This window comes from Allobosea sp. LC85 (genome assembly GCF_000735605.1).
Classification (GTDB): Bacteria; Pseudomonadota; Alphaproteobacteria; order Rhizobiales; family Beijerinckiaceae; genus Allobosea.
The window spans coordinates 207,792-220,837 of record NZ_JPKG01000017.1; the positions used below are offsets into that span (position 1 = coordinate 207,792).

At 65.9% G+C, this 13,046-nt stretch carries 20 protein-coding genes; 12 read left to right on the forward strand and 8 right to left on the reverse strand.

Annotated elements, in window-relative coordinates:
* Nucleotides 1-87: 87 nt before the first annotated feature.
* Nucleotides 88-900, forward strand: coding sequence for a crotonase/enoyl-CoA hydratase family protein (locus FG93_RS08145; RefSeq protein ID WP_043233524.1), 813 nt, complete (start codon nt 88-90; stop codon nt 898-900).
* A gap of 60 nt (nt 901-960) precedes the next feature.
* On the opposite strand, the gene FG93_RS08150 is transcribed toward FG93_RS08145, so the two are convergent.
* Nucleotides 961-1,440 carry a YaiI/YqxD family protein gene (locus FG93_RS08150; protein ID WP_043233526.1) on the reverse strand — a complete coding sequence of 160 codons (480 nt, stop codon included), beginning with the start codon at nt 1,438-1,440 and terminating at the stop codon, nt 961-963.
* A gap of 133 nt (nt 1,441-1,573) precedes the next feature.
* Here FG93_RS08150 and FG93_RS08155 point away from each other — a divergent pair, with 133 nt between their 5' ends.
* The 5 genes from FG93_RS08155 to FG93_RS08170 all read left to right on the forward strand — a co-directional run bounded on the left by FG93_RS08155 (nt 1,574) and on the right by FG93_RS08170 (nt 3,055).
* A complete protein-coding gene (locus tag FG93_RS08155) occupies nt 1,574-1,759 on the forward strand; it encodes a hypothetical protein (RefSeq protein WP_152579354.1) in 186 nt (61 codons plus the stop codon).
* 10 nt (nt 1,760-1,769) lie between these two features.
* On the forward strand, nt 1,770-2,000 hold the full coding sequence (locus tag FG93_RS08160) for a hypothetical protein (RefSeq protein ID WP_043233530.1): 231 nt from the start codon (nt 1,770-1,772) through the stop codon (nt 1,998-2,000).
* On the forward strand, nt 1,997-2,449 hold the full coding sequence (locus FG93_RS08165; protein ID WP_043233531.1) for a hypothetical protein: 453 nt from the start codon (nt 1,997-1,999) through the stop codon (nt 2,447-2,449). The genes FG93_RS08160 and FG93_RS08165 overlap by 4 nt, the downstream gene beginning before the upstream one ends.
* Before the next feature lie 195 nt (nt 2,450-2,644).
* Nucleotides 2,645-2,779, forward strand: coding sequence for a hypothetical protein (locus FG93_RS33825; protein WP_280114129.1), 135 nt, complete (start codon nt 2,645-2,647; stop codon nt 2,777-2,779).
* Nucleotides 2,780-2,851: 72 nt separating this feature from the next.
* Nucleotides 2,852-3,055 carry a hypothetical protein gene (locus FG93_RS08170; protein WP_043233532.1) on the forward strand — a complete coding sequence of 68 codons (204 nt, stop codon included), beginning with the start codon at nt 2,852-2,854 and terminating at the stop codon, nt 3,053-3,055.
* Between the two features lie 17 nt (nt 3,056-3,072).
* Here the strand turns inward: FG93_RS08170 and FG93_RS08175 are convergent, their stop codons facing one another.
* The gene (locus FG93_RS08175; protein WP_043233534.1) at nt 3,073-3,885 is read right to left on the reverse strand and encodes a transglutaminase family protein; all 813 of its coding nucleotides are present in this window, start codon (nt 3,883-3,885) and stop codon (nt 3,073-3,075) included.
* A gap of 248 nt (nt 3,886-4,133) precedes the next feature.
* Between FG93_RS08175 and FG93_RS08180 the strand changes: the two genes are divergently transcribed.
* Nucleotides 4,134-5,336: a pyridoxal phosphate-dependent aminotransferase gene (locus FG93_RS08180; RefSeq protein WP_043233536.1), complete on the forward strand. Its 1,203-nt coding sequence runs from the start codon at nt 4,134-4,136 to the stop codon at nt 5,334-5,336.
* A 51-nt stretch (nt 5,337-5,387) separates the two neighbouring features.
* On the forward strand, nt 5,388-5,810 hold the full coding sequence (locus FG93_RS08185) for a rhodanese-like domain-containing protein (RefSeq protein ID WP_043233539.1): 423 nt from the start codon (nt 5,388-5,390) through the stop codon (nt 5,808-5,810).
* On the opposite strand, the gene trmD is transcribed toward FG93_RS08185, so the two are convergent.
* From trmD to ffh, 6 genes are all read right to left on the reverse strand, one after another.
* Nucleotides 5,801-6,499, reverse strand: a complete 699-nt coding sequence (trmD, locus tag FG93_RS08190; protein ID WP_043233541.1) for a tRNA (guanosine(37)-N1)-methyltransferase TrmD — start codon at nt 6,497-6,499, stop codon at nt 5,801-5,803. The genes FG93_RS08185 and trmD overlap by 10 nt on opposite strands.
* The gene (locus tag FG93_RS08195) at nt 6,496-7,173 is read right to left on the reverse strand and encodes an HAD family phosphatase (protein WP_043233646.1); all 678 of its coding nucleotides are present in this window, start codon (nt 7,171-7,173) and stop codon (nt 6,496-6,498) included. The genes trmD and FG93_RS08195 overlap by 4 nt, the downstream gene beginning before the upstream one ends.
* Nucleotides 7,163-7,687 (reverse strand): ribosome maturation factor RimM, encoded by a 525-nt coding sequence (rimM, locus tag FG93_RS08200; RefSeq protein WP_043233543.1) that lies wholly within the window; start codon nt 7,685-7,687, stop codon nt 7,163-7,165. Before rimM ends, FG93_RS08195 begins: the two co-directional genes overlap by 11 nt.
* A 113-nt stretch (nt 7,688-7,800) precedes the next feature.
* Nucleotides 7,801-8,160, reverse strand: coding sequence for a 30S ribosomal protein S16 (rpsP, locus tag FG93_RS08205; RefSeq protein WP_043233545.1), 360 nt, complete (start codon nt 8,158-8,160; stop codon nt 7,801-7,803).
* 12 nt (nt 8,161-8,172) lie between these two features.
* Entirely contained in the window at nt 8,173-8,706 is a 534-nt protein-coding gene (locus FG93_RS08210) for a GNAT family N-acetyltransferase (protein ID WP_043233547.1), read from the reverse strand.
* Nucleotides 8,703-10,277, reverse strand: coding sequence for a signal recognition particle protein (ffh, locus tag FG93_RS08215; protein WP_043233548.1), 1,575 nt, complete (start codon nt 10,275-10,277; stop codon nt 8,703-8,705). Before ffh ends, FG93_RS08210 begins: the two co-directional genes overlap by 4 nt.
* A 294-nt stretch (nt 10,278-10,571) precedes the next feature.
* Between ffh and FG93_RS08220 the strand changes: the two genes are divergently transcribed.
* The 4 genes from FG93_RS08220 to FG93_RS08235 all read left to right on the forward strand — a co-directional run bounded on the left by FG93_RS08220 (nt 10,572) and on the right by FG93_RS08235 (nt 12,990).
* Nucleotides 10,572-11,171, forward strand: coding sequence for a CAP domain-containing protein (locus FG93_RS08220; protein ID WP_052513495.1), 600 nt, complete (start codon nt 10,572-10,574; stop codon nt 11,169-11,171).
* Between the two features lie 34 nt (nt 11,172-11,205).
* Entirely contained in the window at nt 11,206-11,634 is a 429-nt protein-coding gene (locus FG93_RS08225) for a hypothetical protein (protein ID WP_244448530.1), read from the forward strand.
* A gap of 106 nt (nt 11,635-11,740) precedes the next feature.
* The gene (locus tag FG93_RS08230; protein ID WP_043233550.1) at nt 11,741-12,367 is read left to right on the forward strand and encodes a LysE family translocator; all 627 of its coding nucleotides are present in this window, start codon (nt 11,741-11,743) and stop codon (nt 12,365-12,367) included.
* A 20-nt stretch (nt 12,368-12,387) separates the two neighbouring features.
* Nucleotides 12,388-12,990: a bifunctional 2-polyprenyl-6-hydroxyphenol methylase/3-demethylubiquinol 3-O-methyltransferase UbiG gene (locus tag FG93_RS08235; protein ID WP_043233551.1), complete on the forward strand. Its 603-nt coding sequence runs from the start codon at nt 12,388-12,390 to the stop codon at nt 12,988-12,990.
* The last annotated feature ends 56 nt before the right edge of the window (nt 12,991-13,046 follow it).

Below are 13,046 nucleotides of genomic sequence, written 5' to 3' on the forward strand. Positions count from 1 at the left end.
GCAAAGGCGCCATGCGTCCAGCGGCAGGTACCGGCGCCGCGGGAGCCTGTAGCCTGTGCTCAGCGAGCAACGGGGAGCGAGCCGCCCATGACCATCCGCATCGAACGCGACGGCAAGGTCGCGACCGTCATCCACAGCCGCATCGAGGCACGCAACGCCATGGATCCGGACAGCGCCGAAGCGCTGACGGCCGCCTTCCGCGAACTCGACGCCGATCCTGAAACCGGCGCCATCGTGTTCTGGGGCGAAGGCGGCGCCTTCTGCGCCGGCTGGGACCTGAAATATGCGCAGGCCTTCACCGATGCGGAGCGCTTCCGCTCGGAGATCGTCGAGGGACTGGCCTTTCCTGATGGCAATGGCCCGGCTCCACGCGGCCCGATGGGCCCCTCACGGCTGGAGATGAGCAAGCCCGTGCTTGCCGCCGTCGAGGGCCCGGCAGTCGCTGGTGGGATGGAGCTCGCTCTCTGGTGCGATGTCCGGATCATGGCGCAGGATGCATATTTCGGCGTCTATTGCCGACGCTGGGGCATTCCGTTGATCGACGGAGGCACCGTGCGGCTGCCCCGCCTCGTCGGCCAGGGCCGTGCGCTCGAAATCATCATGACGGGGCGCAAGGTCGCCGCCGACGAGGCTCTGCGGATCGGGCTCTGCGAGTCTGTGGTACCGCGCGGAGAAGCGCGCGCCGCCGCCGAGGCAATGGCGCAGCAGATCGTCCGCTTCCCGCAGGGCGCCGTGCTGGCTGACCGCCGCAACGCAATTGCCGGGCACGGCCTCGGCATCCGCGAGGCCCTGGCCAGGGAATGGGCCGGCGCCGTCGAGACCATCGCCCAGGAAGGTGCGGCCGGGGCCGGACGCTTCGCCGGCGGCAAGGGGCGTGGCGGCGACTTCGAGAGCATCTGAAGGCCGTTTTCTTCTCGACCACACGGGAATGGCTCGCGGTTTAAGCTCGGCCAGCAAGCCCTACCCGCCGAAGCCTGCCCGCTTCAGCCGCTGCACCGCGACGTCGAGTGCCTGCAGGAAGGCCGAGCGGTCCTTCTGCGAGAAGGGTTTCGGCCCGCCGGTCACGGCCCCGGCGGCACGCAGATCCTCCATCATGTCGCGCGTCGCCAGCGCCATGCCGATCGAGGCTTCGGTGAAGGGCTTGCCTGTCGGCCCGATGACGTCGGCGCCGGCCTTGATGCAGCGATCGGCAAGGGGGATGTCGGAGGTGATGACGATCGCACCGCGCGCGACCCGCTCGGCGATCCAGTTGTCGGCGGCGTCGAAACCGTCGGACACGATCACCCGTTCGATCCAGCTCTCGCGCGGCACCATCATGAAGCTGTTGGCGACGACGAAGACCTTGAGCCGATGCCTCTCGGCCACGCGATACACCTCCGGCTTCACCGGACAGGCGTCGGCGTCGACATAGATCGCGATGGTGCTGGGGCTCGGTTCCATGGACGTCAGCGCATCGCAGGGAACAGCAAGGCATGCAAGGGCGGCTTTATGCCGGCCTTATGCGGCAGCGCGCCTTCCACATCGCACGCTTAGCGGGAGCAGACCTACATCTCGACCATCGATGGAGGTCGAGATGACGACTGATACCGCTTACGCCCATACCTCTCACCAGCGCCGTGCCCGCACGGTCTATCGCACCGTAGCGAAGAAGCGGCCGGTAACCGGCCTGCTCGCGGCGGAGCTTGCCGCGCTGGCTTGCTTTGCGCTCGCGGCCGCTGGCTTCATCAGCTTGCGCGCCTGGCTGTTCCTGCCGAATTGAGCTCTGCGACATGGGACAGTCCACGCAGATTCAACCGCACGATGGAACGAGCCATCTCTTCCTCGTCGGCCAGTCGAAGCACGGCTTTTGGGTCGCCCGCGACCTCGAAGGCCAATCTGAGGGCATTTTTCGCGAGAAGAAGGACGCGGTCCGCTTCGCGATGTTCGAGGGCGGTCATCCCAACGCCGTGATGCTCTCGCCCAACGCGGTCGAGCCCACCTTCGGTATGGGAGTGAGTTGATCCTGATCCAGTCTGACGATGCCGTGTCTGCCGCGGCTGGGCGCAAGCCCGGCCGTTTGCTTCATGACACCGGCCACTCCCTTGGGGACCACATCTCCACCATCAAAGCGGCTGACGGATATGTTCGGCCGCTGCCGATGGACCGACGGCTTGAAAAGGAGCTTTACGCCATCTTCCTTGCAGCGGCCGGGGCGCTGATTGATCAGCTGGTCGAGGTCGGCATCGACGATCCCGGCGATATCGCTCGTCGGCTGAACCGCCGCGGCTTTCCCTGCTGGGGTCGTCCGCGCTGGAGCATGGGAAGCGTAGCAACGATCACGCGGCGCCGGCGCATGGCTGAGGCTCGTGATGACGTCGCTGAGGCATCAACCGGCCGGCGCAAGATATCCCGAGAAACCGCGTGCACTTCGACCGGCTCTGGCCTAGGCTCGAACTCTGCTTCGATGTGACAGGGTCCGGCTTCCCGGGCCGACCGCGGCAGCCGAAAGCCGGCCGCAATGACCGAAGACAGCATGAGTTTCACAGCACAGCGCCGCTTTCGCGCAACCACCACGAGTATGTCGGTGTCCAAGTAGGACTGCCGATCTGCCCGCGCGACCTGAGAAGGGACGCAGCCCGCGGCCCTCGAAGCGAGGAATGAGACGATGGCAAAAGGTGAACAACGCGGCAACCGTGAAGCCAAGAAACCGAAGAAGGACAAGCCGAAAGTCTCGGCCGCAGCCCCTTCGACCTTTGCTGCCGTGGTTGCGAAAGCAGCCGCTCCGCAGAAGAAGAAGTGAGGCCCTGGCAGTCGCTACCCTGCCTCTCTGGGCCGGCTTTCCCGACCGCATCGCACCGCCGACAGGACACAGATGATACGCTTCAGGACGATCGAGCCGGAGGCGGCGACGAAGCTCGCCGTGCCGTCGGCAGCAGCCCCTCACCCCGCACCGGCGAAGTCGGGGGCACCGATAGCTAGCCTCGACGCCTGTGAGGTAACAGCGCAGGGACTGCCACAGCAGAAGCCCGCCCGGGGGAAGAAGCAGGGCGCGGCCGCCCGGCTCTTCGACGAGTAGCCCCAGGGACCTGCTCGTCAGGTCTCGATGACTTCGTCGGTCCAGACCTTGAAACCGACCAGCGTGTTCGGCCCGAAGGTGGTCGCGATGGCGACGTCAGCCGCGTCGCGGCCGCGCGCGATCAGCACTCGGCCGATCCGCGGCACATTGTTGCGCGGATCGAACATCTCCCAGCCGCTGCTCAGGTAAGCCTCGAAGGACGCCGCGAAATCGCCCGGCGGAAACGGCGGAGGCGTGCCGACGTCGCCGAGATAGCACGTGCAATAGCGTGCCGGGATGTTCATCGCCCGGCACAACGCGATCGCGAGATGGGCATAGTCGCGGCAGACGCCACGCCCCTCGCGATAGGCCTCCGACGCCGTTCGCGTCACGCTCGCATCATTATAGTTGAAAGCGATGCGCTGGTGCACGAAGTCACAGATCGCCTGCACGCGCGGCGCGCCCGGCACCGTATGGCCGAAGAGCTGCCAGGCCAGGTCGAGCAGGCGGTCGCTGTCGCAGAATCGACTGGCGAGCAGGAAGACCAGGCACTCCTCGGGCAACAGCTCGACCGGGACCTGCCCTGCGTCGTGACGGACCGTTTCGGGCAGCCCGCTATCGTTGATCACGGCATCGGCAGAGATTCGCACGCGCCCTTGCGGGGCCACCAGCCGGCTGCACCAGTTGCCGAAACCGTCACGATAGGCGCTGACGCGAACCGGTGGATCGAGGCGCATGTGGTCCGGCTCGTCCAGCTCGGACACCCGGCTGAAATGCACATGCAGCATCAGGATCATGGGGGTCGGCTGCGGAAAGTCGTAATCGAGCTCGTAGCCGATCCTGAGTTTCACGTGCTGCCTTCTGCGCGACGCTCCGCGCTGGTCATTGGTTGGCCCCGAGGGGCATCCCGGCACCATGCACCTTTCGGGCCGGGATCGCACTGATGGGCTTCGCTCCTCCCTCGCCAGCTCATGCGAGGTGCATCATTCACATTGCTGTTGCCAGCCATGACGCACTCTTGCTTGCGGTGCCGGCCCGCGCGCCCTAAACCACGCGCGCGCCATGTGGCGCTATCCGAAAGCTCCGCCGGAGATCGATCATGGCCTTTCTTGCCGATGCCCTGAAGCGCGTGAAGCCGTCCGCGACCATCACCATCACGCAGAAGGCGCGCGATCTGAAAGCCCAGGGCAAGGATGTGATCTCGCTCTCGGTCGGCGAGCCGGACTTCGACACGCCGGATAATATCAAGGAAGCCGCCATCGCCGCCATCAGGCGCGGCGAGACGAAGTACACGCCGGTCTCCGGCATCCCGCAGCTGCGCGAGGCCATCACCCGCAAGCTCAAGCGCGAAAACGGCCTCGATTACAAGCCGAGCCAGACGATCGTCTCCACCGGCGGCAAGCATGTCATTTACAATGCTCTTCTCGCCACGCTGAATCCGGGCGACGAGGTGGTCTGCATCTCGCCCTATTGGGTCAGCTATCCCGAGATGGTGGCGCTCTGCGGCGGCACGCCGACCTTTGCCGAGACCCGCATCGAGAACGAGTTCAAGCTCCAGCCGGAAGATCTCGAGAAGGCGATCACCCCGAAGACCAAGTGGGTCATCCTGAATTCGCCCTCCAATCCATCGGGCGCCGCCTACAGCCACGCCGAGATGAAAAAGCTCACGGATGTGCTGATGCGCCATCCGCATGTCTGGGTATTGACCGACGACATGTACGAGCATCTGGTCTATGGCGACTTCCAGTTCGTCACGCCCGCCCAGATCGAGCCCGGTCTCTACGAGCGCACGCTGACCATGAACGGCGTCTCGAAGTCCTACGCCATGACCGGCTGGCGCATCGGTTACGCGGCCGGCCCGCAGCACCTGATGAACGCCATGGACCTCGTCCAGGGTCAGCAGACCTCAGGCACCTCGGCGATTTCGCAATGGGCGGCGGTCGAGGCGCTCGACGGCACGCAGGAGCACATTCCGGTTTTCCGGAAGGCCTTCGAGCGGCGCCGTGATCTCGTGGTCTCGATGCTGAACCAGACGCGCGGCCTCAAGTGCCCGACGCCGGAAGGCGCTTTCTATGTCTATCCCGACTGCTCGGCGCTGATCGGCAAGAAGCTGCCGAACGGCAAGGTGATCGAGACCGACGAGGACCTCGTCATGGGACTGCTCGAGACCGAAGCCGTCGCAGCCGTCCACGGCTCCTCCTTCGGCCTTGGGCCCAACTTCCGCATCTCCTACGCCACCTCGGACGAGAAGCTGGAAGAAGCCTGCCGCCGCATCCAGCGCTTCTGCGCCGAGCTGCGCTGAGACGGCGATCGTGAATTGCCGCGGGCGCGCCGCTCGGCTAGCGCTTGCGGCATGAAGCGCCGCTCCTTTCTGATCCTGACGGCCGCCCAGCTCCTCGCCGGGGCGGCCGTTGCGCAATCAAGCCCTCCATCGCTCTCCGTCCGGCAGGCCTATGACGGAGCGAAAGCCGGCACACTCATCCTCGTCGATATCCGGACACCAGAAGAATGGGCCGATACCGGTGTGCCGGTAGGCGCAATCAGGCTGGACATGGAGGCAAGTGCCTTCGAGGCGCGGCTTGCCGCCCTGCGGCTCGAAAATCCCGGCAAGACCATCGCGCTGATTTGTCGGACCGCAAACCGCAGCAGTTCGCTGCAGCGCAAGCTCGCCGGCCGCGGCTGGCGTGACGTTGTCGATGTCCGCGGCGGCCTGCTCGGCAATCCCGGCGACAAGGGCTGGCTGGCCGAGCAACTGCCGGTGACGGCCTATCCCTGAGATTTACGGCCCAAGAGCAGATCCGGCCGCCTTTCGCGCGTGATCGCTTCGGCCTGCTCGCGCCGCCAGCGGGCGATGCGTGCGTGATCTCCCGACAGCAGCGCCTCGGGCAGCCCCCTGCCCTCCCATTCGCGCGGGCGCGTATAGTGCGGATATTCGAGCAGGCCGTTCTCGAAACTCTCCTCCGAACCGGAGGCTTCCTTGCCCATCACGCCAGGAATCAGGCGCACGCAGGCATCGAGCAGTACCATCGCCGCCATCTCGCCGCCGGACAGGATGTAGTCGCCGATCGAGACCTCGGTCAGGCCGCGGCCCTCGATCACCCGTTCATCCACGCCCTCGAAGCGCCCGCAGACGATGACGATGCCCTCGCCGGCCACCCAATCGCGGACCTGACGCTGATCCAGCCTGCGTCCGCGCGGGGACATCAGCAGCCGCGGCCTTGGATCGTCGACCGGAACCGCCGCATCGATCGCGGCCGCCAGCACGTCGCAGCGCAGCACCATCCCGGCGCCGCCGCCAGCCGGATTGTCGTCGACATTGCGATGACGGCCGATGCCGTGGTCGCGGATCTGATGGGTGTCGAGCTGCCACAATCCCTTGCGCAACCCCTCCCCAGCCAGGGAGGCACCGAGCGGACCCGGGAACATCTCGGGATAGAGCGTGAGGATCGAGGCGCGAAAGCTCATGCCGAAGCAAAGCGCAGCGACGAATGCCCGTCCAGCGCTGCGAAATCCCTGGCACTGGCGATGACATTGTCGAAGCCGGAGAAGGCCTCCGCCTCGAGCATCGTCAGGATCGCGACGGCCCGCATGCCGGCACGTTTCGCGGCCTCGACGCCGAGCGGCGCGTCCTCGAAGACCAGGCAGCTTTCGGGAGCCACACCCATGCGCTCGGCCGCTGCCAGGAACATGTCGGGATGCGGCTTGCCACGAAACCCCTGCGATGGCGACACGATCGTGGCGAAGCGCGAGCGCAGGCCGAGCGTATCGAGCACGAGGTCGATATTGGCCGGCGGCGCAGCGGAAGCGACCGCCATCGGAACCCCGGCAGCCTCGGCGCGCGCCATCAGATCAAGCAGACCAGAGAGCGCCGCGACATGGGGCCGATAGGCCGCGCGATAGAGCTCTTCCTTGCGCAAGCCGCGCGCTTCGAGCTCAGCGTCCGCGGCGTCCGGGAAATAGGCCGAGAGGATTTCGAGATTGGCCTTGCCGGCGGTGCGACTGAAGAAGCTCGCCCTGTCGAAGGCGAGGTTCTCGGTCTTGTGCCACGCCTCCCAGGCATCATCGTGGAAGCGCATGTTGTCGACGATGGTGCCATCCATGTCGAAGATCAGGGCGCGAATCGACGTCTCACTTGTCATCGACATCCCCAAACAATCCGGCCGGAGGATCGGCCTCGATTCGTCGCGCTGCAATATCGATACGGGGAGTGAATGCCTTGGTGAACGGCATCAGCACCGAGCGACCGTCAGGAGTGCGAATATCAAGCAGGTCGCCGGCGCCATAATTGTCGACGGCAGTGACCTCGCCGAGAGGCTCGTCTTGCGGCCCCACCACGGCGCAGCCGACGAGGTCTGCCTGGAGGAATTCGTCCTCATCATCGGCAGGCGGCAGGTTTGCTCGCTCGGTATGAAGCTTGAGCCCGTTCAATGTCTCGGCTGCCTCGCGGCTGGTCACACCCTTCAGGCGGGCGATGACCACTTCCTTGGCGGGTCTGATCTCTGCGATCTCGAAACGGCGGCCGTGATCGTCGATCAGCGCGCCATAGGCCGCGATATCGAGCGGATCAGCCGTGAAGGCCTTGATCCGCACCTCGCCTTTGACGCCATGCGGCGCCCCGACGATGCCGAGCAGGACGAGTTCGTTATCAGCCATCAAACGCCATTCCGGGGCACCGCGAAGCGAGCAGCCCGGAACCCATATTCAGCAAGGGGCAAAGGTAGAAATCGGCGCGGCCGCCCCGAAAGAGCGGCCGCGCCTCAGAAGGTTCACTCAGCAGCTTCAGCCGGAGCAGCGGCCTTCTCGGCCTTCTTCTCAGCGCGCTCCTTGGCCTTCTCGCCGGGAACGGCCTTCGCCGGGTTGTTGCGGGCCGGACGCTTCAGCAGGCCGGCAGCGTCGAGAAAACGCAGGACGCGATCGGTCGGCTGAGCACCCTTGGCGAGCCAGGCCTTGGCCTTCTCGAGGTCGAGCACGACGCGCTCCGGCGAATCCTTCGCCTTCATCGGATCATAGGCGCCGATCTTCTCGATGAAGCGGCCATCGCGCGGCGAACGGGCGTCGGCAACGACGATGCGGTAATAGGGGCGCTTCTTGGCGCCGCCGCGGGTGAGGCGGATCTTCAGGGACATGATAATCTCCAGTCAGTTCAGGTTTGCAGGCTTCTGTTTCGCAGGCTCGGCGGCCGGGTGCCGGTAGATGCCGACCTCCCAGCCACGGATCACGAAGGGTTTCTCGAATCTGGCGCCGAGACGCTCGGCGACCCGGATCGAGGGTCGATTGTCGGGGTGGATGAAACTCATCAGCGTCGTCCACCCCAAGTCACGATAGGCGTAGTCACGGGCGCGCAAGGCTGCTTCGGTCGCGTAACCGCGCCCATGCTCACCTGCGAAAAGGCTCCAGCCGATCTCCGGTTCGGGCCAGCCTTCCGGCGAGAGCAGCCCGCACCAGCCGACAAGGCGGCTGTCCTCCTTGGCCTCCAGGGCCCAGAGACCGAAACCCAGCAAGGACCAATGGCCGGCCATGCTGGAAAAGCGGCGCCACGCATCGTCCCGCCCGCTGGCGCCACCGACGAAACGGGTCAGTTGCTCGTCGCCCAGGAACGCGGCCACGCGATCGAAATCGCCCTTGGCCCAGCCGCGCATCACCAGGCGTTCGGTTTCCAGGACGGGGATCACTTCTTCTTCCCGCCGAACGGATTGCCGCCGAGGCCGGGCAGGCCGCCCAATCCGGGCAGTTTCGGCATCATGCCAGCAGGCGGCGTCACGCCCTTGGGCAGGCCGGGGAAACCGCCCGGCGGCAGCGAAGGCAGCCCGCCGCCTGCCCCGAGCTGTTTCTGCAGATCCGCGAGCTGGGCCGGGTCCATCTTGGACGGGTCAGGCATGCCCGGCGGCAATCCGCCGCCGCCGATACCGAACATCTGGCCGAGCTTGCCGAGCATGCCGCCCTTCTGGCGGGCCATCTGCTTCATCATGTCCGCCATGCCGCGGTGCATCTTGAGCAGCTTGTTGATCGCTTCCGGCGAGGTGCCGGAGCCGGCGGCGATACGTTTCTTGCGGCTGTTCTTGAGCAGGTCCGGGTTCTTGCGCTCGGCCGCCGTCATCGAATTGATGATCGCGATCTGGCGAGCGATCATCTTGTCGTCGACCTTGGCATTGGCGAGCTGGTTCTTCATCTGCCCCATGCCGGGCAGCATGCCCATGACTCCGCCGAAGCCACCCATCTTCTCCATCTGCTGCAACTGCGTACGCAGGTCGCCGAGATCGAAATTGCCCTTGGCCAGACGCTGAGCCAGCGCCTGCGCCTTGTCGGCGTCGACCGTCTCGGCCGCCTTCTCGACGAGCGAAACGATGTCGCCCATGCCGAGGATGCGATTGGCGACACGGGAGGGATGGAAATCCTCGAGCGCATCGGTCTTTTCGCCAGTACCGACCAGCTTGATCGGCTTGCCGGTGACGGCGCGCATCGAAAGCGCTGCGCCACCGCGCGAATCGCCATCCATGCGGGTCAGCACGATGCCGGTGAGCCCGACACGGGCATCGAATGCGCGCGCCGTATTGACCGCGTCCTGGCCGGTCAGCGCGTCGGCGACGAGCAGTACCTCATGCGGGTTCGTCGCAGCCTTCACATCGGCGACTTCCGCCATCAGCGCCTCGTCGAGCGTGACGCGACCGGCAGTGTCGAGCATCACGACATCGAAGCCGCCGAGTTTGCCAGCCTCGATCGCGCGGCGCGCGATCTGCACGGCCGACTGACCGGCGACGATCGGCAGCGTATCGACGCCGACCTGCTGGCCGAGAATGGCTAGCTGCTCCATGGCGGCGGGGCGGCGCGTGTCGAGCGAGGCCATCAGCACCCGCTTCTTGTGACGGTCGCTGAGGCGTTTGGCGATCTTGGCGGTCGAGGTGGTCTTGCCCGAGCCCTGCAGGCCAACCATCAGGATCGGCACCGGCGGCACCGAATCGAGCGTGATGCCCTCACCCTCGCCGCCGAGGGTGTCGATCAGGACGTCATTGACGATCTTGATGACCTGCTGACCGGGCGTGACCGATTTCAGGACCTCGGCGCCGACCGCGCGTTCACGCACCTTGTCGGTGAAGCTGCGCACGACCTCGAGCGCGACATCCGCCTCCAGCAGCGCGCGGCGAACCTCGCGCAGGGCTGCGTTGACGTCGTCCTCGGTCAGCGAGCCCCTGCGGGTCAGGCCCGAGAGGATGCCGGAGAGTCTGTCGCTCAATGTGCCGAACATGCGGCCCCTTGTCGGTTTTATACGGCTCTTTCACCCGGCAGAACGGACATCATCCCCAAACGATTTCGCGCCCGAGGGCGCAGACGCGCTATCGGGCGTTGACCTCCGGGCTCTCATGGCTCATGCGAGCGGCCCGGTCGGCGGATGCGGTCTCGTCGATGTCGGCGAAACGAATATGGGGGTTAAAGCGTCAGAATGTGGCGAAAGTCAAGATTGCGGACGCATGGTGGCAATCTCGCCGCGATTGGCCGCTAGCTCACCTTACCCGATCAACAACGGAATTACCCTGATCGCATGACAAGAACTGCCGCTGCCGCCCTTCTCGCCATCGCCCTCCTGGCCGCCGGATGCGCCACCCAACCGCTGCACACGGGGCCTCTCAATCCAAAATCCGTTGAGAAACTCGCCGCAGTGCAGGTCGACCGCGCTGCGGCAACGCGAATCCTGAACAACTACCGCGCCAGCCTCGGGCTTGGCCCCATGCGGGTCGACCCTGCGCTGACGGCGATGGCCCAACGCCAGGCCGATGCGATGGTCGCGGGCAACGCGCTCTCGCATGATGTCGGCGGCAACTTCACGGCCCGCGTGCATGCGGCCGGCCTCAATACGGGCCGCGCAGCCGAGAACCTGGGCGGCGGCTACTATTCCACCGAGGAGGCCTTTGCGGGCTGGCGCCAATCGTCGGGACATGACGCGAATCTGCGGATGCCCGAGGCGACGCGCTTTGGCATTGCGCTGGCAAAGAACCCGCGCACCCAGTACCGCGCCTATTGGGCCCTGGTTGTCGCAGCGGATCCGCACCCCCGCAGGACGATGGATGCCGGACCGCTCGTTCCGGTGGAGAGCTTACGCAGGGTTCGCGCTGAAGGTGACAGGCTGGTAGCAGGACGGTAGTTGTCGCATTCCCTTGTTGGATACGGATTGCGATATGCCTTACGCTGCGCCGAAGTCGATCGCCCTTGCGGCAGTCACTCTGTTTGTCGGCCTGTCCCAGGCTCAGGCCCAGCCCTGCGCCAGCAACTTCAAGTCGGCCGGCGTTCCGATGATCTCCGCCCTCACCTATCGGACCTGGGATCTCATCCCCGACCGGCCGCCGGCAGCGGTGCTGCCTGCGCTTGCCAAGGCCGTGGCGGCCGACGGCTTCGGCGGCATCCAGGTCGACAAGTCGCTCGGTCAGATCTCCGCCCTCCAGGAGGTGACCGGATCCGGCCGGCCGCAAACGCTTCGCGTTACGGCGCGTCCGAGCGGCAAGGGCACGCGCGTCGACATCGTCTTCACCGTGCAGCCGGGGCAGATCGCGGAGGAAAGTGGCACCCGCTCGGCCATGTGCAAGATCATCTCAAGCGCCCGTCGTTGAGGCCGCACCGCGCCTGACAACGGCCGCGGCGGCTGAGGCTGCGGCCGGCTCTTTACAAAGCCGCGCGCCTCGGGATTGCTCGGCCTCTCATCTCCGGAACCTCGCCATGACCTTCGAAACCTGGGCCGCCTTCGCAGCCGCAACCGCCGTCCTGCTCGTCATCCCGGGCCCCACGATCCTGCTCGTGATATCCTATGCCCTCGGCCAGGGCTGGCGCACCGCCTTCCCGATGGCGGTGGGCGTCGCGCTCGGCGATTTCACGGCGATGACGCTTTCCATGCTCGGCGTCGGTGCCCTGCTGGCGACATCGGCCACCGTGTTCACCGCGCTGAAATGGGCCGGCGCAGCCTATCTCGTCTATCTCGGCGTGAAGCTTTTCCGGGCCGGTGGCAGCCTGAATGCCGAACCGCGCAAGGATGCCACCTCGGCGTTGAAAATGCTCGGCCATGCCTGGCTGGTGACGGCCCTCAACCCGAAGGGGATCACCTTCTTCGTCGCCTTCCTGCCGCAGTTCCTCGACGCCAAGGCCGATTTCTGGACGCAGATGCTGATCTTCGAAGCGACCTTCATCACGCTCGCCTTCGCCAATGCGCTCGGCTACGCGCTGATCGCCTCGCGAGCCCGTTCGGTGGTCAGCAATCCGCGCGCGATCGGCCTGTTCAACAAGGCCGGAGGAACGCTCCTGATCGGCGCCGGCATCGCGACGGTGGCGATGCGCTCGAGCAGCCACTGACAACGGGCGGAGCAACCGGCATGCGCGACGGCAAGGACTCGAACACGCTCGATTTCTACGCGAGCGAAGCCGAAGCCTATGCGTCGCGTGGGCAGGAGGCGAGCCGCGCGCGGCTTCAGGGCTTCATGTCGGTGCTGCCGCCGGGCGGGCGTGTGCTCGAACTCGGGTGCGGTGCCGGACAGGACAGCGAGGCGCTGCTGGCCCAGGGCTTCGACGTCATGCCGACCGATGGCTCGCCAGAACTCGCGGCACAGGCGGAGCGCCGCCTCGGTCGTCCGGTCGCTGTCCTCCTGTTCGAGGACCTTGCCGAGCATAAGGCCTTTGATGGCGTCTGGGCCAATGCCTGTCTGCTCCATGTGCCCCGCGCGGCACTACCTGCCATGATCGCGCGCGTGCACGCCGCGCTGAAACCTGGCGGCGTCTTCTATGCCAGCTTCAAGGCTGGAGAGGAGGACGGCCGCGACCGTTTCGGCCGCTATTTCAACTATCCTTCGCCCGAATGGCTGCGCGGCGCCTACGGCACCGGACGCTGGTCCAGGCTCGACATCGACGAGGAAACGGGGAGCGGTTATGACCGCAAGCCGACCGAGTGGCTGCATGCGACGGCGTTCAAGATGCCGTGACGAAGCGGTTTCCTGTGGGCTGGGTCATTTTTCCGGAGCAGGATCACAGGGCTTGA

Bases quoted from the DNA above. Each gene is read 5' to 3' on its own strand.
- FG93_RS08230 (WP_043233550.1), top strand. From the start codon at position 11,741: ATGACCTTCGAAACCTGGGCCGCCTTCGCAGCCGCAACCGCCGTCCTG.
- FG93_RS08180 (WP_043233536.1), top strand. From the start codon at position 4,134: ATGGCCTTTCTTGCCGATGCCCTGAAGCGCGTGAAGCCGTCCGCGACC.
- rimM (WP_043233543.1), bottom strand. From the start codon at position 7,687: ATGGCTGATAACGAACTCGTCCTGCTCGGCATCGTCGGGGCGCCGCAT.
- FG93_RS08160 (WP_043233530.1), top strand. From the start codon at position 1,770: ATGGGACAGTCCACGCAGATTCAACCGCACGATGGAACGAGCCATCTC.
- FG93_RS08170 (WP_043233532.1), top strand. From the start codon at position 2,852: ATGATACGCTTCAGGACGATCGAGCCGGAGGCGGCGACGAAGCTCGCC.
- FG93_RS08185 (WP_043233539.1), top strand. From the start codon at position 5,388: ATGAAGCGCCGCTCCTTTCTGATCCTGACGGCCGCCCAGCTCCTCGCC.
- FG93_RS08145 (WP_043233524.1), top strand. From the start codon at position 88: ATGACCATCCGCATCGAACGCGACGGCAAGGTCGCGACCGTCATCCAC.
- FG93_RS08225 (WP_244448530.1), top strand. From the start codon at position 11,206: ATGCCTTACGCTGCGCCGAAGTCGATCGCCCTTGCGGCAGTCACTCTG.
- FG93_RS08155 (WP_152579354.1), top strand. From the start codon at position 1,574: ATGACGACTGATACCGCTTACGCCCATACCTCTCACCAGCGCCGTGCC.
- FG93_RS08220 (WP_052513495.1), top strand. From the start codon at position 10,572: ATGACAAGAACTGCCGCTGCCGCCCTTCTCGCCATCGCCCTCCTGGCC.
- FG93_RS08235 (WP_043233551.1), top strand. From the start codon at position 12,388: ATGCGCGACGGCAAGGACTCGAACACGCTCGATTTCTACGCGAGCGAA.
- FG93_RS08150 (WP_043233526.1), bottom strand. From the start codon at position 1,440: ATGGAACCGAGCCCCAGCACCATCGCGATCTATGTCGACGCCGACGCC.
- ffh (WP_043233548.1), bottom strand. From the start codon at position 10,277: ATGTTCGGCACATTGAGCGACAGACTCTCCGGCATCCTCTCGGGCCTG.
- FG93_RS08195 (WP_043233646.1), bottom strand. From the start codon at position 7,173: ATGACAAGTGAGACGTCGATTCGCGCCCTGATCTTCGACATGGATGGC.
- rpsP (WP_043233545.1), bottom strand. From the start codon at position 8,160: ATGTCCCTGAAGATCCGCCTCACCCGCGGCGGCGCCAAGAAGCGCCCC.
- FG93_RS33825 (WP_280114129.1), top strand. From the start codon at position 2,645: ATGGCAAAAGGTGAACAACGCGGCAACCGTGAAGCCAAGAAACCGAAG.
- trmD (WP_043233541.1), bottom strand. From the start codon at position 6,499: ATGAGCTTTCGCGCCTCGATCCTCACGCTCTATCCCGAGATGTTCCCG.